At 53.0% G+C, this 22,795-nt stretch carries 21 protein-coding genes, 1 tRNA gene and 1 riboswitch; of the genes, 11 read left to right on the top strand and 11 right to left on the bottom strand.

Features of this window, described 5'->3' with window-relative positions:
- Positions 1-131 precede the first annotated feature (131 nt).
- Together nrdG and C812_RS15775 are read right to left on the bottom strand one after the other, a co-directional pair.
- Positions 132-650 (bottom strand): anaerobic ribonucleoside-triphosphate reductase activating protein, encoded by a 519-nt coding sequence (nrdG, locus tag C812_RS15780; protein ID WP_016313654.1) that lies wholly within the window; start codon positions 648-650, stop codon positions 132-134.
- Positions 647-2,623: an anaerobic ribonucleoside triphosphate reductase gene (locus C812_RS15775; protein ID WP_016313653.1), complete on the bottom strand. Its 1,977-nt coding sequence runs from the start codon at positions 2,621-2,623 to the stop codon at positions 647-649. The genes nrdG and C812_RS15775 overlap by 4 nt, the downstream gene beginning before the upstream one ends.
- Positions 2,624-2,793: 170 nt before the next feature.
- Positions 2,794-3,046, bottom strand: a riboswitch (cobalamin riboswitch).
- 334 nt (positions 3,047-3,380) lie between these two features.
- Between C812_RS15775 and C812_RS15770 the strand changes: the two genes are divergently transcribed.
- The gene (locus C812_RS15770) at positions 3,381-3,680 is read left to right on the top strand and encodes an MTH1187 family thiamine-binding protein (protein WP_016313652.1); all 300 of its coding nucleotides are present in this window, start codon (positions 3,381-3,383) and stop codon (positions 3,678-3,680) included.
- Positions 3,681-3,751: 71 nt separating this feature from the next.
- Positions 3,752-3,824 (top strand) — tRNA-Thr (locus C812_RS15765).
- A gap of 55 nt (positions 3,825-3,879) precedes the next feature.
- On the opposite strand, the gene C812_RS15760 is transcribed toward C812_RS15765, so the two are convergent.
- The gene (locus C812_RS15760; RefSeq protein WP_016313651.1) at positions 3,880-4,521 is read right to left on the bottom strand and encodes an FMN-dependent NADH-azoreductase; all 642 of its coding nucleotides are present in this window, start codon (positions 4,519-4,521) and stop codon (positions 3,880-3,882) included.
- A gap of 114 nt (positions 4,522-4,635) precedes the next feature.
- Positions 4,636-5,247 (bottom strand): cupin domain-containing protein, encoded by a 612-nt coding sequence (locus tag C812_RS15755; protein ID WP_016313650.1) that lies wholly within the window; start codon positions 5,245-5,247, stop codon positions 4,636-4,638.
- A 156-nt stretch (positions 5,248-5,403) separates the two neighbouring features.
- Here C812_RS15755 and C812_RS15750 point away from each other — a divergent pair, with 156 nt between their 5' ends.
- On the top strand, positions 5,404-5,823 hold the full coding sequence (locus C812_RS15750; RefSeq protein ID WP_016313649.1) for a hypothetical protein: 420 nt from the start codon (positions 5,404-5,406) through the stop codon (positions 5,821-5,823).
- 64 nt (positions 5,824-5,887) lie between these two features.
- Here C812_RS15750 and C812_RS15745 read toward each other — a convergent pair whose 3' ends face one another.
- From C812_RS15745 to C812_RS15730, 4 genes are all read right to left on the bottom strand, one after another.
- Positions 5,888-6,976 carry a Ger(x)C family spore germination protein gene (locus C812_RS15745; RefSeq protein ID WP_016313647.1) on the bottom strand — a complete coding sequence of 363 codons (1,089 nt, stop codon included), beginning with the start codon at positions 6,974-6,976 and terminating at the stop codon, positions 5,888-5,890.
- Positions 6,973-8,046: a GerAB/ArcD/ProY family transporter gene (locus C812_RS15740; protein ID WP_016313646.1), complete on the bottom strand. Its 1,074-nt coding sequence runs from the start codon at positions 8,044-8,046 to the stop codon at positions 6,973-6,975. Before C812_RS15740 ends, C812_RS15745 begins: the two co-directional genes overlap by 4 nt.
- Complete coding sequence (locus C812_RS15735) at positions 8,039-9,382, bottom strand: spore germination protein (RefSeq protein ID WP_016313645.1); 1,344 nt, start codon at positions 9,380-9,382, stop codon at positions 8,039-8,041. Before C812_RS15735 ends, C812_RS15740 begins: the two co-directional genes overlap by 8 nt.
- A 163-nt stretch (positions 9,383-9,545) precedes the next feature.
- The gene (locus C812_RS15730; protein WP_028538097.1) at positions 9,546-9,704 is read right to left on the bottom strand and encodes a hypothetical protein; all 159 of its coding nucleotides are present in this window, start codon (positions 9,702-9,704) and stop codon (positions 9,546-9,548) included.
- Positions 9,705-10,237: 533 nt separating this feature from the next.
- Here C812_RS15730 and C812_RS15725 point away from each other — a divergent pair.
- From C812_RS15725 to C812_RS15690, 8 genes are all read left to right on the top strand, one after another.
- Positions 10,238-10,624, top strand: a complete 387-nt coding sequence (locus C812_RS15725; protein ID WP_016313644.1) for a NusG domain II-containing protein — start codon at positions 10,238-10,240, stop codon at positions 10,622-10,624.
- Entirely contained in the window at positions 10,611-11,165 is a 555-nt protein-coding gene (locus C812_RS15720; RefSeq protein WP_016313643.1) for a Gx transporter family protein, read from the top strand. Before C812_RS15725 ends, C812_RS15720 begins: the two co-directional genes overlap by 14 nt.
- A 44-nt stretch (positions 11,166-11,209) precedes the next feature.
- Positions 11,210-12,031, top strand: coding sequence for an ATP-binding cassette domain-containing protein (locus C812_RS15715; RefSeq protein ID WP_016313642.1), 822 nt, complete (start codon positions 11,210-11,212; stop codon positions 12,029-12,031).
- Entirely contained in the window at positions 12,031-13,098 is a 1,068-nt protein-coding gene (locus C812_RS15710; RefSeq protein ID WP_016313641.1) for an ATP-binding cassette domain-containing protein, read from the top strand. The genes C812_RS15715 and C812_RS15710 overlap by 1 nt, the downstream gene beginning before the upstream one ends.
- Positions 13,088-13,888 carry an energy-coupling factor transporter transmembrane component T family protein gene (locus tag C812_RS15705; protein WP_016313640.1) on the top strand — a complete coding sequence of 267 codons (801 nt, stop codon included), beginning with the start codon at positions 13,088-13,090 and terminating at the stop codon, positions 13,886-13,888. The genes C812_RS15710 and C812_RS15705 overlap by 11 nt, the downstream gene beginning before the upstream one ends.
- 100 nt (positions 13,889-13,988) lie before the next feature.
- A complete protein-coding gene (locus tag C812_RS15700; RefSeq protein ID WP_016313639.1) occupies positions 13,989-16,046 on the top strand; it encodes a peptidase U32 family protein in 2,058 nt (685 codons plus the stop codon).
- 56 nt (positions 16,047-16,102) lie between these two features.
- Positions 16,103-17,386, top strand: a complete 1,284-nt coding sequence (locus C812_RS15695) for an aspartate aminotransferase family protein (RefSeq protein ID WP_016313638.1) — start codon at positions 16,103-16,105, stop codon at positions 17,384-17,386.
- 765 nt (positions 17,387-18,151) lie between these two features.
- The gene (locus tag C812_RS15690) at positions 18,152-19,024 is read left to right on the top strand and encodes a UbiA-like polyprenyltransferase (protein WP_016313637.1); all 873 of its coding nucleotides are present in this window, start codon (positions 18,152-18,154) and stop codon (positions 19,022-19,024) included.
- Positions 19,025-19,115: 91 nt separating this feature from the next.
- Here the strand turns inward: C812_RS15690 and C812_RS15685 are convergent, their stop codons facing one another.
- From C812_RS15685 to C812_RS15675, 3 genes are all read right to left on the bottom strand, one after another.
- On the bottom strand, positions 19,116-20,096 hold the full coding sequence (locus C812_RS15685) for a polyprenyl synthetase family protein (protein ID WP_016313636.1): 981 nt from the start codon (positions 20,094-20,096) through the stop codon (positions 19,116-19,118).
- 101 nt (positions 20,097-20,197) lie between these two features.
- Positions 20,198-20,650 (bottom strand): hypothetical protein, encoded by a 453-nt coding sequence (locus C812_RS15680; protein ID WP_016313635.1) that lies wholly within the window; start codon positions 20,648-20,650, stop codon positions 20,198-20,200.
- Between the two features lie 229 nt (positions 20,651-20,879).
- Positions 20,880-22,757, bottom strand: a complete 1,878-nt coding sequence (locus C812_RS15675; protein WP_016313634.1) for an NAD(P)/FAD-dependent oxidoreductase — start codon at positions 22,755-22,757, stop codon at positions 20,880-20,882.
- Positions 22,758-22,795 lie beyond the last annotated feature (38 nt).

Raw genomic sequence — 22,795 nt, 5'->3', positions numbered from 1 at the left:
TCCATATATTAAGGTAGGATCAATACTGCAGATGGGGGGCGTTACCCCGAATCTTGAATATTCAAATTGCAGATATTTGCTGAAAAAGGGGCGCAATCAAGTTGCGCTCAGAAGGAATAAGATCAATCCGTTTAAAAAGTGAACCTAGGCTCCCACAACACGGCTTGTCCTTGCTGCAGGCTGGGTTGAATATCGATCAGCCGTTGATTGGAGCTGCCCCGGTAGAGCAGGGAAGGGTCGCGAAGCTCTTCCACGAACCTTCCGTCAACCAGCACCTCGCAGCGCCGCAGCAGTTCATATTCCGGGGAGCCGGGGTGTTCGATTAATTCTTCCAACGTATAACCGGTATAAATCCAGATGGATCGGGGCCCGGCTTCCGCCACTAGCCGATCAATAAAGCCGCACACTTCGGCGGCGGAGAAAAAAGGGTCACCGCCAAGGATCGTAAGCCCGCTGAGCAACGGATTATGTTTAATGTCATGAATGATTTCCGCTTCCCGCTCCAACGTGAACGGTTCCCCGTAATCGAAGCTCCAGGTTTTCGGACTGAAGCAGCCCTTGCAATAATGGCGGCATCCGCTGATGAAGATCGCTGCCCTCATGCCGGGTCCTTCATTAATGGACTCCGGATAATAGCCGCAAATGTTCATGCGTCGTGTTTCACCCGGTCACGAACCTCCGCTTGTTTGGCGGGGTTGAACCGTGTCTGATAATCGCCGGTCAGATAGCCGGTCACCCGGCGCAATCGGCGAATATGCACTTCGTTCTCATGGCTGCCGCAGGAAGGGCAGCTTGCCCCAATGATCCCTTCAAAGCCGCAGGCCGAGCAGCGGTCGATGGGATGATTAATGCTAAAATAGCTGACCTGCTGCTGCAGAGCGTATTGCACGATTTTGACGAATGCTTCCGGATTGTTGCGGGCATTGCCGTTGAGCTCGATATAAGAGATCGCTCCGGCGTTGCACAGCCCGTGGAATTTGGCTTCCAGCTCGATTTTTCGTGCCGCACTGATGTTGTAGTAGACCGGGATATGGAACGAATTCGTGTAATACTCGCGGTCCAAAATCCCGGGCAGCGAGCCGTAGACCGCGCGATCGCGTTTGGTGAACTTGCCGGACAGCCCTTCTGCCGGGGTCGCAAACAGCGTGATATTCAGATTGTGAATTTCACTTTGGCCGTCGCAATAGTCGCGCATGTATGCGATCAGGTCGTAAGCTTTCTGATACACGGCTTCATCCTCACCGTGGTGCCTCCCGTACATCGCCTTCATGCATTCGGCCAACCCGATGAACCCGATGGACAAGCTGCCGTGCTTCAGCAATTCGCCGACCTGATCGTCCGGTGCCAGTTGTTCACCGCCTTCCCAGACGCCTTCCCGCATCATGAAATCGGAAGCTTTGGCTTTCTGGGAAGCCTGAATCGAGAAGCGATGCAGCAATCCCTCAAGGGCGATATTCATATAGTGAGTCAGATCGCGGTAGAAGGCGCGCTCGTCGGGTTCTTGGCGGTGTCCCAACGCAATGCCATGCTTCAAGCCGAGCTTGACCAGGTTCAGCGTATTAAAGGAAAGATTGCCTTTGCCAGACAGGTGATTGCGTCCGAACCGATCCGCCAGCACCCGGGTGCGGCAGCCCATTGTCGCAAATTCCGTATCCGGATCCGTTGGATCGTAGTACATCAGATTCAGCGGAGCATCCAGGTTGGCGAAGTTGGGATAAAGCCGTTTGGCCGAGCATTCCGCCGCTTTCAGGAACAGGGAATAGTTAGGTTCTCCCGGATTCTGGTTGACGCCTTGTTTACATTTAAAAATCTGAATCGGGAAAATCGGCGTTTCCCCATGACCGAGCCCGCGTATCGTGGCCGTAAGCAGGGAGTCGATGACCAACTGTCCTTCCGGTGAGGTGCATGTGCCGTAATTGATGCTGGTGAACGGGATTTGCCCGCCGGCCCGGCTCGACATCGTGTTCAGATTATGGATCAGGCTTTCGGCTGCCTGGAACGTCTCACTTTTGGTTTCCTTGAGCGCATAGCTAAATGCCTTAGGATATTGCTTCTTCAGATCGCTGCGGCTCATGGTGATATCACCAAAATCAGCGTTCGCGTTGCCCTCCTCGAAATAATCCAGCCCTTTGCGGAAGTATTTGGCGAACGATTTGGCTACGTACGGAGCGAGATCAAAGTCCAGCTTATTGGCGGACACGCCGCCGTATTGGGAGTTTTGCTGGGATTGGAAAATGATCGCTACCAGCGCCATCGCCGTCATGATCGAAGTTGGCGGGCGTACGCTGCCGTTGCCGGTGTTGAAGCCTCTGCGCAGCAGCTTGTCAAACGGGATAAAGATACAGTTCGTTGTGCCAAGAGCATACTGATCCAAGTCGTGAACATACACGATATTATCCTGAATCGCCTGGACCAAGCGAGTTGGCAGTACGAAATGACTTGCATACCATTTGGAATACTCGCTGCCGAATTTGCTCATCTTGCCGGAGAAGCTCTCTCCGTTTAAATTGGCGTTCTCACGCAGCACCTCAAGATTGCGGCTCTGGACGATTTCCTCGCCCATTCGAATCACTTCATCCAGCAAGGTGTCCCGGCCGGTATACGTCTGGCTTACCCATGCCATAACACACTTCTCCTCCCTGTAAACCGAGCTTTAGTTCAAAAATAAAAGAGCATGTCCAACCAACGAGGTAGACATGCCCGAATGCACTGCAAAAAAGATGGACAGACCAAATCAAGGCCCAACATTTCGGCGGCAAGCGGACACCATCCCTGATCCTCGCAGGTTTTCCGTCGGTGTCTTTCAAACGGGCAGGTCTCCTGGCTTTCGGAACGTTGCTGACGCCTTCCCGCAGCTCATCAAACATTAAGCTGTAGTGGCATTTCGTCAGTCAACGGCTGGGTCTTCCAGACGATATAGGCGGAACGCCTGTCTTTAGTACCCAGCTACCGATTACAGTGGCGGGACCGCAGCGGACTTGCACCGCACTTCCCTTTTAAGCTCCGGCGGATCGTCCGCCGGATCACCCGTTCACACTATATTTTGTTGCGTTGATCTAAGGATAGCCCAAGATGTTGTGTTTGTAAATGGGATTTTCCCATTGAAAACTGACTGAAAACGATGTGAAAACCTCCGGTCCGCGCAATGATGCGGAGAGCGGGGGACGGATGAAAAATGTGAACATTTATAAATGGGACTGGAGGACTAGACGGCGTTTTACAGGGGATGTGAGTTTTGGGGATGGCCTGGAAATTTAGCAGACGGGTTCGGTTGATCTTCAGGAGCGGGGTTGGTTAGAATAGAGTTATCGGACGAAAAACAGCTTAGGGATCTAAAGGTTTCAAACCAATCCAATAACCAGGAAAGAAGGGAGCCGATTATGGCTATCGCCGAAGTTACCGTTATTCCGATCGGGACGGGGAGCACCAGCCTCAGCGCTTATGTAGCCGAGTTGCATCGGGTGTTGGAGAAGCAGAAGGGCATTACCTTTACCCTCACCTCCATGAGCACGATTATTGAAGGATCGTTAGACGACGTGTTTGCTGCGATTCGCGCGATCCATGAAGCACCGTTCCAGTCCGGTGCCGGCCGGGTGTCGACCTCGATCAAGATCGATGATCGCCGCGACAAAGCCAGCTCCTCAGAGCAGAAGCTGCGCTCGGTGCGCGAGAAATTATAATTTCTTGAAATTGGCGCTTGCATTATTTTTAAAACTCGGTATAATAAATTTTGTTCGCTAAAAACGAACCTGCTGGTGTAGCTCAGCTGGTAGAGCAACGCATTCGTAATGCGTGGGTCGGGGGTTCGAGTCCCTTCACCAGCATCTGATATGCAAGCGTAACGCGCCCTCCGAGGTTTTCGGGGGGCGCTTTTTTTTATCATTTCAAAGCCAACTGAACCGCCGATTTCTCCGCTTCGGTATAGGCATTCTGCAAAACTTCATCTTTATCTAAAATGTCGGTTCCTTGAACCCGAATGATTTCAAAATCCTCGATCCCCAGAAATTGAAACATCGATTTCAGGTACTTATAAGAGAATTCAACTTCGGTATACCAATCGTTGTTGGTATAAATCGCTCCGCTGCCCTGGATGACCACCATGCTGCGTCCGTCCTTAAGAAGACCTACGGATCCATTTTCGGTGTACTTGAAGGTTTCTTTGGCGATCATAATGTTATCCATATAGTCCTTTAATTTGAACGGCACGTTAAAGTTATGCAAAGGGTAGGCGATGATATACTTCCGCGCGCTTTTGAATTGTTGAAGGACCTTGTCCATCTTTCGGGTGACCTCGTGCTCTTCGCTCGTTAGTTCTTTACCGTTTCTTTGTTTTCTCCATGCGCTAAGTACCGTCTTGTCCACCATGGGGACAACGTCCTCGTATAAGTTGATTTGTTCGATGATCTCCTCGCCGGATTGATGCTCTCTATATTTTTTTAGAAAAAAGTCCAATACGTTCAGACTAAAAGATGCAGTCGAATTTGCCTCCGGGTGTGCGTTAATGACCAGTAATTTGCTCATTGTTGGTTCCTCCATTTTGTCTTTATTTTGTGTACATCTATAAGACAAGTGAAGGAATCCATTTGTGACAGCAAACAGGGAGGTTTCCATCAACCTCCCTGTCCCTCATCGAGATTACTCGTGCTCCATCATCGCTTCTCGTTTCGTTCGATGCACCGTGCCAAATTTATGGTGCGGCGGGGCATAAATGACATACACCTTCAGCGGCTCATTGCCGGTGTTGATGATGTTGTGCCACGTGCCCGCGGGGATGAAGACCGCGTCGTCTTCACGGATGTTTCGTACGAAGGTGAGATGGTCCGCCCGATCGCCCATTTGAGCAACGCCTCGCCCCTCTTCCACACGTACAAACTGGTCCGTATTCGGGTGGATCTCCAAGCCGATATCTTCCCCGACAGGGATGCACATTAGAGTGACCTGAAAATGCTTGCCCGTCCACAGCGCAGTCCGGAAGTTTTGATTATGCTCGGCGGCATCGCTGATATTGATGACAAACGGCTGCTGCCCGTAATCCTGAAGGGGCTGCCGATCCCAAGATCCCTCTTGCAAAGGTGACGAATCGTATTCAGGATAGATCGGGCTGGGCTCGATATAGTCAGGATAGCGGGCAGGTTGATAGGCCGGCGGATTGGAGTAACCGTAAGCGAAATAAGGCTGAGGATAGATGTAAGGATCATACGGGGCAGCGTACGACCAGCCGGGGTACGGTCCGGGAACATAACTCATGTCTGACATAACCTCCAAGTTTTTTTTCCATCATATGCCCATTTCTTGCTTCCGTGCTTGTATAAAATTGAGTCAATTCTACTAATGCATTCATCTAAGAATCTTCTTTCTCTCTAACATAGAATAGAACATACCTTAGCAAAGGGGAGAGATGGTATGGCAAAAACGCTTTTGGATTACAACTCGACGGTTGTAACTCCGGTGACCAATGGTGTCAACATTCCGATTCCGGTTGTCGGGGGCGTACAAATTGCAGCGGTTTCGGTTTTCCTGAATCCAGCTGATCCTGCGTCCTTGACCAACCGCGTTGAATTGAAAGCAACGATTGGTGTTGAAGCGCTGGCGGATACGCCGAATATTTTGGTGCGCATTTGGAGAGCCGGCACGGAAATCTTCTATGGACTGGTAGAAATTGAGGACGCCTTCAACGATTGGGGGCTCATCAATGTGCATATGGTTGAACATGCCCCGCTTGGAGTCCAAAACTATCAGCTGATCGTAGAAAATCAGGATAATAACAGCTCCGCCAGAGTTGTAGGACCGGTCGTATTCTCAGCGATGGCGATCGGCGGATAATCCTCTTCTTTCATGAAAGATCCCCTCGCGGTGCGACCGGAGGGGATTTTCTTGATTGTGAACATTATTGGCGAGTATTGATGTTATCGGTTTTTAGGTTCCCTTCGTTTTGAATTGTTGTTTTCACAACCAAGTCCATTCTCAGACGGGGAAAATATTCCGACCGCCAATGGGCGAGCTGTTCCCTCGGGATTTTGTTCCGGAAATATTGGCCTACGCCCAAGATGTCCGCTTCATGCTGTTGCATGGACTTTATCATTTTTCTGAAACGTTCAGTCAACTGGGACTCGAGCTCATCCTTGATTGTATCGAGAGAAGGATGCCCGCGGGTTTCCAGGATCGACACCTTCAGATGGATCTGGCTGCGAATGTACGGTGCTCCGTTTTTCAGTGTAACGTGATGCTTCATGGAGTTGCCTAGGATAATCACGCTGGCGTGGTTCATGACCTCAATTCGGCCATGTGCGCTTCGCTCATTAAACGCATTGAACAGCATGGTTTCATCCGCCGAAATCTGCCCGACCATCCGGCCGTGCTGGATGATGGCAGTGCCGGCGTTTTCGATGATGGTGCTTGTTCCTGATCGAATGAGCGGAATCCCGATGTCCCGGGTGTAAGAATGGATGCTGCGAAAGATTTCCCAGATTCGCGAGACCGCGACGGTTGGGTTTAGACCGGCATTTTTCTCGAAGAAGTTGTATAACACGGTTTGATCGGTTTCTTTCTCTTTATGTAAATGATCGAAGAATTTGCCTATATCCTCATCGCAAATGGCAACCAATGCTTTGGCTGAAATTTCACGGGAACGGATGAAGCTGGAGACGCTGTCGGCTAACCCTTCCTCGGCATATTTTCGTTCAAAGACAATGACTTTTAAATGCAGCAAATCCACGCGGGATTCCATGTTTGAGCTAATCTCATCAACGATCTCGGTAATCGTCTGACCCGTTCGTGTCACGAGCATAGATTTAGTCCCATCTTGGCCCGATTCGGGAATCATAAGAAATACTTTGTACATGGAATCTACCCGGGAGATCCCCATGACGATAGGCAAGGAACGGTGGTTGATGTCTCGATTATCCCAACATCCGCCTAGAATGAAGAGGCAGCAGATGGCCAGTACCATTTTTAGTAGAAGCAGACGGGTCTTCATACGGCAGTCGCAGCCTTCCGTCGGGAAATCCATCCCAGAATATAGATCGAAAACGGAATGACGAGGTAATTATAGGTATGCAGCCAGGCATTCACATCAAAAAGGAAATCAACTTCCTGCAAATCTCGAATTTTGATGCCGGAGATGAAGATCAGCAGGTAGAGCGCGATGACGATGTAAGGCGTCCGGACGGTTTTCGGCAGACAACGCTTCAAGATCTCAGTATTGACCCAAACCGTCAAGGATACAAACAACATGAAGAACGTGACGGTGCAGAGCAAGAAGAACATCGTGATGCGGTCAAACATCAGCCAAGTAATATCAATGGTATCCACTGCGGTGATGAAGGGGAAATAGAACTTGGCCGCCGTATCCTCCCCAAAGGTTAACACCGGAATGTACACCGCAATCAAATAGAACGGAATAAGGGTAATGCTCCACCACAAGATTTTTTTACGGTTATACCGTATGCTGGGCTGGATGAATCCGAGATACATAAACCCGCAGGCAAATGTAGACTCCAGGTACTTGGGGTTGGTAAGGAACGAAAAATCGTTGCTCCATAAGGGGAAGACGTAATGCCAATCGACATTCTGAAACGCCATGCATAATACAAAGAGAATCAGAGGGAAAAAGATCACCCCCATAAGGACGCCGGTACGAAAAAGGGCATGGATGTCCAAGGAAGAGATGAAGGCCGAAATGATCGCGATGAGCAGCATGGTTGCCCATAACGGGGTGTAGGACAGAAACACGAGGGAGATCGTTTCCGCATACGCCCGAATCGTCACGGAGGCTAGCATAGACAAGTAAACGAATAGGGGCAACAGGAAGATCGCGGTAAGGAGCTTCCCATACTGGAGATAGATATCCATCAGGTTCTGGCCTTCAAAGCGGCTTAATCCCTTGGTATAGATGTAGATCAAAAACCAATGCAGAAGAAAGCCCAATAGGATCGAGATCCAGTGGGCTTCCTTCGTGCAGTCTATGATGGTCGTAGGGAAGATAAAGAAAACGATCCCGAGGTGAATCAGGATATGGACGATGATAACTTGAATACTTCTATCCACTCGAATCATCCTTTTGTTTAAAGAAGTGTAAGTAAGGAATGCCGTAGGTGGTCGCACTGGCAAAATAAGCGCAGAGGATAACCAAGCCGGACATAATCCCAAGAATGCCAAATAGGGCAGCCAAGATTAACGTGAGATATTTGTACAGACGCAGGGGCAACGAGTTCTGAAATCCTACCACGGTCGAGTTGGCAATACTGGTTGCCGCCAAGATAATGATCAGCAGGCTGCTGACCAATCTGGCTTGAACGACGGCTTGTCCTAAAATAATCCCTCCAACGACCGTAAGTGTAGGGCCGATGCTCTTGGGCAGTCGGACACTGGCAACGATGATAAGCTCCAGCACAATTAACAGCAGCATGGTCTCTACGAATGCCGGGTACGGTACACCGGATCGGCTCTCAGCAATCGTAAGCGCCAGTTCAATCCGCAGTACCTCCGGGTTCACGGAGACGAGCGCAACATAGAGTGCAGGGATAATGAGGTCGATGAGGATGCCAGCCAAGCGTAGCCCCCGAATGATATACATGAACATAGCCGAGTAATTCCGGTCATTCTCCATCATGAAGATATCGCTGACTAAAGCCGGTAAAATCAATGCAAGCGGTAACCGATCGATAAAAAGAAGAAGACGGCCTTGCCGGAGCGCATGGGCAGCCTCAATCGGCATCTCGGTTGTGTAGAATTTCGGCAAGGCGCTCCACGGATGGAAGCCAAGTGATTTGGAGAGACGTTGCACATTATAGATATCTTGGTGCTTGTTCGCCTCAAGGCGCTCCTTCACTTCTCGGAGCAGATCCGGCCTCACTTGACCTTCCAAGTACATCAGGGTTATTTTTCGAGACGTGTTCTTTCCGGTAAGGTACATCTTCGTACATAACTTCTCCGTGTTTAATTCCTTCTTCATGAGTCCTACATTGGTAAGGAGGTCATCGCTGAAGGCGCTGGCCGCACCTTGCAGTACGTTCTCATTGAGCGGCTGTTCGATCCCGCGGTGCAAGGTAACGGGAACTGGCAAGATCTGCAGGTACACTTGGGGATCTGGACAGCAGACAATCAAGTTGCCGCTCGTCAAAGCGGAATACAAGGTATCTTCGTTAGGTTCCGAGAGGACTTGGCCAAGATGGGCTAATACCGACAAGAAGGCAATTGGATCTTGGCTCCCGTCCCAATCCGCCTCCCGGATGGAGATCTGCAGATTCGCCCAAGTTCTCGGCAGATCGATCAATGACTTGAATCCCATGACGCGAACTGGTCGTCCAGCCCATATATGCTCTTCGATAAAAAAATCGCCATCCTGCTCAAAACGGCTGCGAATGCGGTCCACAAGTTCCATTGCCAATCCTCTTTCTCTTTAAATCGTCTCAATGGAAGTGTTTGCTGGAAAGGATGGGAATATGTACGTTGATAGAAAAACACCGCCAAGGAAATGACGGTGTGCTCCATGCTGAATACCCGGAAGCTGTAGCTTCCGGGTCGTCCGTCTCCCAAACGGATGGCTAACGGTGTTCAATCAAGTCGATGGTACCCAACACAATATGGGCCAAACCAAAGCCAAGCGCACCGGTAGCGGCAAGCTTATACTTGCTTCCAAGCAGTGTTGCGGCCGAAGCGGATACTACAGCTCCAAGAACGGTAGGAATCAAACCTTCGCGCATTTCATACACCCCTTTGGATTGTTTGGAAAGACAGCCTTATTCTAAGCAAAACAGGCACCGGCTATGCGCGCCAATGCCTGCTTCGTATTGTTATCCAAGCCTTCATATACACGTGAAGACCGGCCTTATTGTCCCTGCTCCGACTACAACAAACTGCCTGTTTCTAAAACAACAAATGCCCTACCTCTCATTTGTCCTTGCGGCTCCGATGACCGCGCCAGTGTGAATCAGAAAAACGTCCAAATTCTTACATTGATTGGGTCATTCAAATAAGGAATTTCATACCGAACGGTATAAGGAGAGTTATAATCTTCTGAGGAACTGCAACGTGGTTATAACAACTAATTTATTATTATACTTGAATCAATAAAAAAAAGCAATACATATATTTAGAGGGCTTTTTAAAGTGATGATTTTGTGAAACCCGGGGAAAACCGAAAAACGTGAGATATTTGTCACACTAGAGGAGGGGAGGCACCATGTATAATGAGGTCATCTAAGATTTATATAATCAAAAAATAAGGGAGTTAGCCATGAAACGCGGAGATATCCTGTTGATCGGAGCCATCGTCGTGATTGCTTTGGCCTTCTTGGTTCCGAGATGGTTTGGCGATTCAAGTGAAAACAATCACAATGATGAGAATCGGGTTGCGAGAATCACAGTGGATGGGAAGCTGTATAAGACGGTGCAGTTGACCGGAGAAGAACAGACGGTGGACATTAAAACGGAGTATGGCTACAACATTTTGAAGGTACATGACTACGGGATTGAAATGATCGACGCTGACTGCCCGGATAAAGTGTGCCTAACCTTCGGATTTATTGACCGGAACGGCGGGACGATTGTTTGCTTGCCACATAAGTTGATGGTTGAAGTGGTAGCTACAGAAGGGGGCGACGAAGTTGATGCAATCCTTTAATGAGTCATCAAGCCTGATGTTAAAAAGAACGGTGATCGTCGCGATATTCGCGGCAGTGGCGGTCGTTCTCAGCTTGGTAGAGTCTCTGATTCCCGTGAACATGAGCGTGCCCGGGGCGAAGCTTGGGCTGGCGAATATTATGGTGCTGACTTGCCTTTATTTTCTCAGGGCCCGGGACGCCTTCATGATGGTGCTGTTAAAGACGCTGCTCACGGCGTTTATTTTCGGGACCTTTTCCAGCTTTCTGTTCAGTATTATGGGGGCGTTGTTCAGCTTTGCGGCGATGTGGTTTCTGCTGCTGGTTGGGCGCAGACGGCTAAGCGTTATCGGGATTAGCATCGTTGGGGGGATTGCCCATAATATCGGGCAATTGACCGCCGCTGCTCTGTATTTTAGTACGACGAAAATTTTCTACTATTTACCGATGTTGCTCATCATGGGAGTTCTGACCGGGATCGCCGTTGGGATTGCTGTGAGATATTTGATTCCGTCGTTGTCGAAGCTGTCTTTGTTTGAAGGTTTTTTAGCGGAAACGGCATAAGCCGGAGGGGCTTCACATGACGTACACCTTAAGGGGAGAGAGAAATGGGAGAAACCGGATTCGCATATGAGCTGACGGAGGTTTCCTTCGCCTATCACCCGGAGCATCCTGTGCTTCATGATGTTACGCTTAGCATCCCTTCGGGCAGCTGGGTGTCGTTGGTGGGGCCGAATGGCTGCGGCAAATCCACGCTGGCAAAGCTGTTGGGCGGTTTGTTAATGGCTAACCGCGGCGCGATATATGTGCAGGGAACGAAGCTGGATCGGGATACGTTGACTTCGCTGCGTCCACGCATCGGAATGGTGTTTCAAAACCCGGACAACCAATTTATCGGCGCCACGGTCGAAGAGGACATTGCCTTTGGCTTAGAGGGGCGTAATCTACCGCGAGAAGTTATGGTAGGGCGCGTAAAGGAATATGCGGATAAACTGCACATCGGCCATCTGCTGTCCAAGCATCCCTCGGAGTTGTCGGGAGGACAAAAACAGCGGGTGGCCGTCGCTTCCATCTTGGCGATGGAGCCGGACATCGTCATCTTTGATGAGGCCTCCTCGATGTTGGACGAGAAGGCCCGGGGCGAGCTGCTTGCCATCCTGCGGGACATGAAGCAGAGCGGACGTTACACGATGGTCTCGATTACGCATGACGCCGACGAGATTATGGCTTCGGATCGGGCGATCGTGCTGGGGGACGGAACGGTCGCTGCTGACCTGGAGCCAGGCGAGCTGTTTGGGGATGAAGCCCTGCTGGTAAATTGCCGGCTGATCGCTCCTTATCGGATTCGGCTGCAACAGGAGCTGAGGCGGCGAGGCGTGACGCTTCCTGCGGGCTTTGAACCAGTTGGTGAAGAGGAGGCGAATCTTTAATGGCGATACAGTTCGAGCAAGTCAGCTTCGCTTATGATGAGCGCAGCCTATGGCGGCACCATGCGTTGCAGGAGGTCGACCTCTACCTGGCGGACGGCGTATTTGCCGGGATTGCCGGGGCTTCCGGCTCGGGCAAATCGACGTTGATGCAGCATTTGAACGGCATTTTGAAGCCGACGGGCGGGAAGGTGCACGTTCTGGATGTAACGATGGAAGCTGGCGGCAAGGCACCGCCGCTGCGCGAGCTGCGGAGGCGGGTGGGGCTCGTCTTCCAGTTCCCAGAGCAGCAGTTGTTCGAAGACACGGTGGAGAAGGACCTTTGCTTTGGTCCGCTGAATTTTGGCTGCTCCTTAGACGAAGCTAAGGCGCGAGCCCGCCGCGCGCTGGCCCTGGTCGGGCTGGACGACACCTTCCTCAGCCGCAATCCGCTTCGCTTGAGCGGGGGGCAGATGCGCAAAGTAGCGATTGCCTCAGTGCTGGCGATGGAGCCGGACGTGATCGCGCTGGATGAGCCGACAGCGACGCTAGATCCGCAGAGCCGTGTTGAATTGGCAGAAATGCTCGCGCGGCTGCACCGTGAACAGGGGAAGACGGTGATTGTGGTGACGCACCGGATGGAGGAAATCCTTCCGTACGCAGAGCAATGGATCGTGATGAAAGACGGTCGGAAATCGTTCCAAGGCAGTGCGGCAGAGTTGGTCCGAGAGGCCCCACGGCTGGAATCCGAAGGACTGGCAATCCCCGCGTGTATCCGTTATTGGAATCAAGCGGCAGCCCTGTTCGGTCTGACGGGGGAGCCGCCGTGTTTGACGGCGGAGGCATTGGCCGAGCGGTTGGCTCGGTTGTTGAGCGATGAGTCTGGAGCGGATCGGTCAGAGGAGCAGCCTGAGCTTGTCGGGCGATCGGAAGAACGGGGGGCGTCAGCGGGTGCGTTGGTGGAAGGCCATGTGTTGGAGGAGCTTCCCGTACCGGCCTCGTTGTCCGTGGATCAGCCCGTTCCGGCCGGGCGGCTCAAGCCGATCCTTTCCGGCGTTTCAGGGGAAGGAGGCAACGGACATGCGAAATAAGCTACTGTTCGGACGCAGTATTGATACCGGCTCTTGGGTGCATGCAGTGGATCCCCGGGCCAAGTTGACCGGGATGATGTTGTACTTGATCGCGATCGTAGCCGTTGGCTCTTGGCCTGCTTTGGCGGTGGCCGCGGTGTTCTCGGTGGGCTATATGCTGTCGACCAAGATCCCGCTGAAATATTATTTGAAGGCGGCCAAACCGCTGTGGGTGCTGATGGTGTTCATCTTCATCGTTCAGTGCTTCACGGTAGAGTCGGGGGAAGCGCTTTGGTCGATCGGCTCCTGGACCCTGTACAGCGGCGGTGTCAGCAGCGGATTCATCGCGGCCTCCCGGATGGGGCTGCTAGTATCATTCACGGCGATCCTGACGTTTACGACAACGCCAGGGGTGTTGAATCAAGGATTGAGCGGGGTGCTGAAGCCGCTCAAACGCCTTGGCCTCTCGCCTGAGCGATTGACGCTGATGATGAGCATTGCGCTGCGCTTTATCCCCACGATTTTGGAGGAAACGCACAAGATTCTTAAAGCGCAGGCGTCGCGCGGTGCGGACCTGAAGGAGCTGCCATGGAAGGAGAAGGGGCGCATGCTGGTCTCGCTTCTTGTGCCGGTGACCGTCAGCGCCTTCCGCCGGGCGGAAGAGCTTGTATTGTCCATGGAGTCCCGGGGCTACACGTTAGGCGCACCGCGTTCGGAATACCACTTGTTGGTCTGGAGAAGTCGGGACACTTGGTTTGTCTTGTCCTATGTGGTTCTGGCTGCAGCGGTTGTGGTCTATCGGTTGATTTGAACTACCAATGCAAGACTGTCCGTGAGTCATTCATGTAGATAGAGTTGGATGGGATAGGTTGATAGGTTGGACATCAAAATCTTGTGAGGGGGAAACGGCTGTGGCACGTTTTTTTAATGGAAAAGAAGTGGAGCTGCTGGCGCCTACGGGGACGTTCGAGATTTTCAAACAAGTCATTGTTGAGAATTGTGATGCGGTGTATTTCGGAGGGCCTAACCTGAATATGCGCCTGATGCGCAAAGGATTTAATTTTAGCCTGGAGGAAATTACGGAAGCTGTCCAGATTGCGCATGGACTTGGCAAAAAAGCCTACGTCACCGTCAACAATTTGCTGAATGAAGGCGAGTTGGAGGAGGCGCGGGCCTATTTGCGTTTCCTGGAATCGGCGGGACCGGATGCGATCATTGTCCAGGATTTTGCGGTGCTGAAGCTGATCCGGGAGATGAACTTGAAGTTAAACGTGCACTCCTCCGTCATGATGAACGTGCACAACGTGGAGATGGTCCGCGCTTTACAGGAGCTTGGGGTGACTCGCGTCGTCACTTCGCGGGAAATGGACCTTATGACAACTCGCTATCTTCAACAAGCGACCGGTATGGAGCTGGAGTACTTTGTGCATGGGGATATGTGCTCGGTGCATGGGGCGAACTGTTACTTCAGTTCGGCGGTATTCGGGATGAGCAGTAACCGGGGCAAATGCCTGAAGCCGTGCCGCTGGGATTATCGTGTAAAAAAAGACGGCAACGTCTATCCGGCGGAATACCCGTTGGCGGTTAAAGACATGTTCATGTACGAGCATATCCCAGAGCTGATTCATGGCGGGATCACTTCCTTCAAAATCGAAGGCCGCATGCGGGATGCCGCCTTCGTGGTGATGCTGGTGAAGGCGTATGGCGACGCGATTGACCGTTATATTAACGATCCGGTAGGCTTTGAACGCAACCGGGATACCAAGCTGCTTTATGATCATCGCAAGCGGGATTTTTCAACAGCCTATGCGTTTGGCCGACCGGGATTGTCCAACATCAACCGGCGTTACGAAGGAACAGGGAAGTTCTATAGCACAGGTAAAGTGTTCAGTACGCCAACGGAGGAACGGGAGCTCAGCGACAAACGGGTTGCTGTGATTCGCGAGACACTGGCGGAGGTGGGAGAAGAGAAGGGAACGGTGCAGGAGAATCACGCGGCTCCTGGCGTCTCCGTGCACGTGAATAACGTGGCTCAGGCCAAGGCTGCGCTGGAAGCGGGAGCTGACCATCTTTATCTCTCCGGCGACGTTTTTGAGCCGGATCGTCCGTTTACGAAGCAGGATGTGAAGGAACTGGCGGCAGTCAAAGGGAATGCGAAGCTTTATCTGAGCCTGCCGCGGATGATGACGGAACTGCATTTTGAAATGTATGACGGATTGTTGTCGGGCGAACGGTTGCCGATTGACGGCGTGATGGTGACAAATCTGGGCGCAATTCGGAAATTTGCCGATAAAGGGTACCCGCTGGTCGGGGATTTCAATCTGAACGTCTACAATCAGCTCGCGGCTGAGTTTTACCGGGAGCAGGGCGTCAGCCGGCTTACGGCCTCGATGGAGCTGCCGCTGAAGGAGCTGGCCGCGCTGCTGGCGCATGCCCCAGGCCCGCTGGAGGCCATCGTTCACGGCACACCGGCGATCATGTACATGGAGCATGACTTATACGAAAACGCCGAAGTGTTCCAAGCCATTGGCGAGGAAGACAATCACTTCGTGGATAACAGCATTCTCGTGCTAAAAACCGATAAAGGCGAAAATCCGGTTTACCGGGATGTGCATGGCCGCAACCATCTGATGTTGGCGAAAGAACTCTGTTTGTTGCCCGCGGTGAAGGAGTTGCTTGCGGCGGGACTCTCTGTCTTCCGCATCGAAGGGGCAACCTACCGCCCAGAACAGCTGGCCGAAATCGTGCGCACCTATAAGGCGGCGCTGGCGGATCCTGCAGCGGCCGGGTCGTTGTTTGCCGCGATGAAGCCGGTTTATGCCGGCTATACGCTGGGCGCGTTGCAGTTTGACGGCGGCAGAGCGAGCGGGGCAGCGGGTGCCGGAGCGGAGGCAGCCTCGACTCCCGAAGGCTCTGTCAAGGAAGAGGGCGTGGAAGTACGGGCTGAAGTGGCTGCAGGTGTGAAGTAGGAGTGGGAGCAAGAGCAGGAGTGCAAGCCTAGTTGGGGGAAAGGAAGCGAAAGAACATGTCAAATTACATCGGACCGGACGAAGTGATCAAGAAACGGCAGCAATATTTTTATCCTTGCACCATCCATTTCTATCGAAATCCGCCGCAGTTGGTGAAAGGGGAGATGCAGTATCTGTACGGTCATGACGGGAAGCGGTATACGGACTTTTTTGCCGGCGTCTCCGTTGTGGCCAGCGGGCACTGCAATCCAGAGATTGCGGAACGGACGGCCGAGCAGCTGCGGATGCTGCAACACACGTCCACGATCTATTTGACGCAGCCGAATGTGGATTTGGCGGAGCGGCTGGCGGACGTGCTGCCGGGGAATCTGCGCCGCACCTTCTTCGTGAACAGCGGCTCGGAGGCGAATGAAGGCGCCTTGCTGCTGGCTCGCATGCATACGGGGCGGCGGGGCTTCCTGGCGCTGGAGCAAGGGCTCCACGGCCGGACGTATTTGACGATGAGTGTGACCGGGCTGGCGATGTGGCGGACGGATCCACAGCTGGCGCATGACACGGATGTCACGTTTATCCCCCGGCCGTATGAGCGCGGGCTCAGCGCCGATGAGGCGGCACGCCGTTCCATCGCCGCGCTGGAGGCTGCGCTGGCGGAGAAGGGCGGCGAGATCGCGGCAATGATCGCCGAGCCGATCCAGGGGAACGCCGGCATCGTCGCGCCGGCGGACTGGTATTTCGCTGAAGCGAAGCGGCTGCTGGAGCAGCACGGCGTGCTGCTCATCGCCGATGAGATTCAGACCGGCTTCGGCCGAACGGGCCGTATGTTTGCCATGGACCGTTACGGCGTCACGCCGGACATCCTGACGATGGCCAAGGCGCTGGGCAGCGGCATTCCGGTGGCGGGCTTCGCCACCACGGACGAGATCGCTGCCAGCCTGAACCGGCCATCCGCCTCCACGTTCGGCGGCAACCCGGTCTCGTCCGTGACCGCGCTCGCGGTCCTGGACTACATCGAGGCGCATCGCCTGCCGGAGCGGGCCGAGCGCCTCGGTGAGCTGCTGCGCGGCGGCCTCCTGCGCCTCGCCGCGCGGTTCCCACAGCACGTCTCCGACGTGCGCGGCGCAGGGCTGATGCTCGGCGCAGAGCTGTGCGCCGAGGAGCCCGCCCGCGGCGCGAAGCTCACCGACGACGTGCTGGAAGCGATGCTGGACCGCGGCTATATCATCGGCAAGAACGGCGTGAACCGCAACGTTCTGGCCTTCCAACCGCCGCTGGTCATCGACGAGGCCGACGTGCGCGGCATGCTGGACGCGCTGGAGGCTTCGCTGGCGGAGCTGGTGTAACCCAGCTCCGCCAGCAGATGCGTTAGGCGGCAGTAGTGGGTGTGCCGCCTAAACGACAGGGGCGCCGCTTGCATAGCATGCCGCTGCCTAAGCGTCAGACGCGCCGCGCAGCCACAGGCGCCCCCAGCGCCGGCAGGCACCTCAGCGCTTGCAGGCACCTCAGCGCCTGCCGGCACTTCCGGCGTCGGCCAGGGGTCCCAGCGCTCGCCAGCGTCCCAGCTTTGCTGCGTGAGGGGCCCAACGGGCACTCGCGCACGCAAAGGCCGCCCATGGTGACGCCGGCCCCTGGTCAATAACGGTAAAATTGACCGTTATTTTTCGGCGTACCGGCGATTTACGTGAAATAGCGGTAAATGATACCGCTAATTTTACGATTGGCGGCCGTTTTGGCGGAATATGCGGAAAATAAGAGTACTTTTTACCGTTATTTTGCTGGAAACAGGCCGATGGGCCGAAAATAAAGGTACTTTTTAACGTTAATGAGACGGTCAGCCATGGGAGGGACGTCTGCTGAGTGAGAGACGTCTGTCGAGTGAGATACGTCTGCCGAGAGCGGGGAGACGTGGCCTGACCGCCTGTCGCGCCGTCAGAAACGTGCGCTGGGAGTAGCACCCTGTCCGGCGAGGCTTGTGGTCCTCTAGCTGCACATGCTGTCCCACTGCGTCGGGGCATGCCTGACGGACTGGACTCGCTAGCATGAAGGAGCACTTATATTAACAGTGCACGTTACGCTACGTGTTTTTAAGATGAGGAGAGTGACTATCGATGGAAATAGCCCGCAAAATCGGCACCAAAATTCGGTTGTACAGCGAATTGGTGATGTTTTCGCACACGTTGTTTTCGCTGCCCTTTGCGATCATCTCGATGATTTGGGCGGCAGAGGGATTCCCTTCATGGCACGTGATGCTGTGGGGACTGATCGCCTTGATCGGCGCCCGAAACGGGGCGAACGCCTTTAACCGCGTCGTCGACCGCGTTTTTGACGCGCAAAATCCACGCACCGCGCATCGTCACCTGCCGCAAAAGCTACTCGACGCCAAGGAGGTGCTGGTGTTCGTTGTGGTGAACTATGCGATCTTTATTTTTGCTGCAGGCATGTTAAATCCTTTGTGCTTGATCTTGTCGCCGGTGGCCATTTTCCTGATCTCTTCCTATTCTTATACCAAACGGTTTACGTACTTGAGCCATCTGTACCTGGGCTTTACGATTGCTTCGGCCCCCATCGGCGCCTGGTTTGCGGTTACCGGCCAATTTGCCTTTACGCCGTTTGTCCTCGGCACTGTAGTGATGCTGTGGATTGCCGGCTTCGATATTATCTACGGCTCCCAGGATATTGAATTTGACCGCAATCACGGACTCTGGTCGATCCCTAGCGCGTTTGGGCTCAAGAACGGTCTGCGGATCGCAGCCGGCCTGCATGCGATTATGGTGCTGCTGCTGATTGCTTTAATCCCGATTCGCCACCTGAGCTGGCTTTATATTACGGGGATTATCATCGCGATCCTGCTGCTAATGACGGAGCACAAAATCATTAAGCCGTCGAACTGGAAACGGATGAATGTGGCCTCGTACAATTTGAACCAGGTCATCAGCATGGTGATTCTGTTCTTTACGCTAGGGGATTACTTCCTCCTGTGAAATGGTCGCTGAATACAGAGCAACAGACGCTTTAATACACAAAAAAGCACGAACCATAAGGGATAAGCTTCCTTGAGGTTCGTGCTTATTTTTATTTCTCCCGCCCGCTGAAATACTCCAGCAGCGCTTGCAGATCCCGGTGCGCCGGGTAATGGCTGAGCCGGTGAATAATATCCTGCGCTTCAGCAAGATATTGGCGGCTGAGCGCTTCGGTTTGCTCCAGCGCGCCGCTGGCTTGAATCGCCGCGACGACGGCGTCCACTTCTTCGGCAGGGCTGTCTGCCGAGATAGCCCGGATCGTCGGGGCAAGGGTTTCGTCCTGCAACGCGAACAGGACGGGCAAGGTCACTTGGCCGCTGCGCAGGTCGCTGCCAGCCGGCTTGCCTAGCTTCTCCGCCGATTGGGTGAAATCGAGCACGTCGTCACGGATTTGGAACGACATGCCCAGCTTTTCACCAAAGCGATACAGCAGCTCGGCCGTTCCCGTATCCGCTCCGGCGGCCTTAGCGCCGATTTGCAGGCAAGTGGCCATCAGTTGTGCGGTTTTATTTTTCGATTTCTCCAAGTAGTTGTCGATCGTCACGTCATAGTCGAATAAGTGAGCAAGCTGCTGATATTCTCCGAGACATAGCTTGGTTGTGGCTAGAGAGGAGAGGTCGTACACGAATTTCTCTTGTTCCGCCGAATAGACGGAGATCAGCTCGATGACCCTCGCTGACATATAATTGCCTACATGCAGTGCACTGCTCACGCCCAGCTTGATATGCATCGCTTTCTGGCCGCGCCGCATGGGGGAATCATCGATAATATCGTCATGAATCAGCGAAGCGGCGTGGATGAATTCTGCGGCAGCGGCGAGCCTCCAGACCTTCTTCTCATCGGGATCAGGGCCGAAGCGGCTGCCGACGATCACCATCAGGGGGCGAATCCGTTTGCCGCCGGAACGAATCAATTCGACGATAGCTTTGGCCAATTGGGAGGAACGAGGGACGTCGCGATCATATTTGACCATGTTCTCAATTTCCCGATCGACAGTTTTTAAGGGGATGTTCAGTGTTTCCTCAAGCTTCATGTCGCTTCCCTCCTAAACTTGGGCTGGCAGTCATGGACATTCGGTGCCGAGTATTTTGCAGGGCATCCGAAATCTCACAGGCATTCTCCGTCCACGGCCGTCTACATCGCCTGGCTGGCGGTGCTGCGGTTGTTGTCCAGCTGCAGGAACCGTTCCCAGGCTTTGAGCAAGCGCTCGTCTTCCGGATGACCTTGGGCGCGTTTGATTTGGAGTTGTTTGATGATCGGAGCGAGATGCCCAAGCAGATTGAATTCCTCCCACTTCAGGCAAAGCTCGACGTAAAAGCTGTATAGGTAGTCGCCATCCAACACTTTGCGGGTTAACGTCTCGCCGGGGGCGAGGGAGCTGCATTCACTATGGCGTTGAAGGGCAAGCTTGATTGCGATGTAAATGGATAACAGACGGCATTGGCGTACCTGCGGCATATCGTATTGCTCCAGCAAGGTAGCCAGGGGGGCCGCTTCAGGATAGGGTAAATCTACAATAATGCCGGTTTCGGGCGATAATTCGCCCTGCAATAAGCGATAAGCGTCTTCGATAAGCTTCGGATTCATAAGGACACACACTCCTTAAAGAGGTAGTTCAAAAAAGTCATCAGTTGATTACGAACCAACAATAGGCAGCGTATCCGGTGCTGAATCCTGACTTTTTTGAACCTTCGCCTAAATGCAGGCAGGCTTGCAGGGGATCCTCACACCGATGTCGGCAAAAGGATAAAAATGAGAGTAATGTACGCTTGAGGGCGCACATTACTCCAGTTCAAAGTTGCATAAAGAGCTGCGATTATTCCGTGTATAGGTACCATCTTCGTACGAACGGGATTCGTTTCCATTGTTTCTTGAGCCAAGGAAGTACATAGTAATCCAGGCCAAATGTGCTGCCCGATCCGCCGATCAATGCGACGCCTGCGGTCATGTACCACAGCATTTCCGTCGAGGCCATGCTGGAAGACCAGATCATGACGCCGAGAGCGACGGTGGCTGCCGAAGCGACAGCGGTGAACAGGCCAACGATGATCATGATGCCAAGGGCGATTTCCGCAAACACCATAAAGAACTGGAACACAGTTGCTAGAGCGGTATATCCGCCATCCGAGGTGTAGAAGAAGACATCCATAAACCAGCTGACGATGCTCTTGATAAATCCAGGTACCGGCAAAGCCGTAACCGCGGTCGAGGCGCTTTCTACGGCTGAAGCTGCCGCTTGAGCATCGACGGTCTTTGTCACTTCACTAGCTGCTTCACTGGCTGCTGACACAACGTCAGCTTTCGGAAAAGCAGGGATAAGGAAGATGTTCGAAGGGTCTTTCCAAACCTTCGGAAGCTTATCGAGACCTTCTTCCAGCCACTTGTAGCCTACGAAAATCCGCAGCGGCAGGAGCCAGAAGTTCGGCGAACGCTTCGCAAAGTGACCGCCAACGAAGCTTCTGCGATTGTTCACGTGGAAGAATTCATGCATCATATAAGTCCATACTTTCGCAAAACCAGCCACGGTGAACAGGTAATACATATTGATTAAGTGCTTGCAGAACATGGCCATGAAGCCGCTCATCATGAACATTTTGTTTGGCAATCCGACATTCGCTACGCCGTAGCGGCTGCCGATGCAGACCATTGTTCCGTGGAAGCCCGGTTTATAGGACTTCTTCGGTTTGCCGTGAACGTCCGCATAAATGTTATGAGCGATGAGTGGACCCGCTTGTTCGGCGTTCTCAACCATTTGCGGTACCGGACGGGTTTCGCCTTCCGGGATGAAGAAGATGTTGTCGCCAACAATATAAACGTTCTCGTGATCGACGCTTTGCAGCTTGTCGTTAGTGACGATCCGCTTGCGGCCTTCTTGCTTCACATCGAGCTTGCCGACGAGCTCAGAGCCTTCAACCCCGGCAGTCCACACGATCGTATCCGCTTCGAGCTCTTTCCCTTCGCCAAGCTGTACGCTGGTTGGGGTAACGCCGGTGATTTTGGCGCTTGTAATGATCTCTACGTTCATTTTGTGCAGACGTTTCGTCGCTTTTTCGATCAATTTATCCGGCAGGATCGGCAGGATTTTCGGAGCCATATCGGCTACGACCAGGCGAACCTCGCTCGGATCGATATAGAACTCTTTGCACAGTTCATCGCGGAATTCAGCCAATTCGCCAACCAGTTCCACGCCGGTAAAGCCGGCGCCGACAACGACAAAGGACAGCATTTTACGGCGTTTTGCCGGATTGCTTACCTTCGCCGCTTCGCTGAACTTGCGACGTACTTGCTCTTTCAGACGCACAGCGTCTTCATAAGACCACAGGGTCAAGGCGTGCTCCTCAGCCCCCGGGATCCCAAAGAAGGTTGGTTTACAGCCGGTACCGATGACGAGGTAATCGTATTTATACGTCGCCCGCCCGGATCGAAGCTCATTGGCGTTAAAATCAATGGCATCGATGGAATCGAGCACGACATCCACTTTTTGCCCGGCAAAAATCTTCTTCAATTCAATCTTGACAGAATCCTCTGGCGCCCGGTTTGCTGCAACCTCGTGCAGCTCCGTCAGCAGCGTATGATAGGGATTCCGGTCAATCAGTTGGATCTCCACATCTTTGTCTTTTTTGAACAGTTTGGCCAGATGCTTGGAAGTGACTACACCGCCATAACCGCCGCCCAAAACTACAATTTTCTTCAAGAGATTCACCTTCTCATTTTAGGGTGGGGTGGGAATAT

Origin of the sequence: Paenibacillus barengoltzii G22 (assembly GCF_000403375.2) — a bacterium.
Lineage (GTDB): Bacteria > Bacillota > Bacilli > Paenibacillales > Paenibacillaceae > Fontibacillus > Fontibacillus barengoltzii.
Note: the sequence above shows the minus strand (reverse complement) of the source record. Positions and strands in the feature narration are given on the sequence as shown.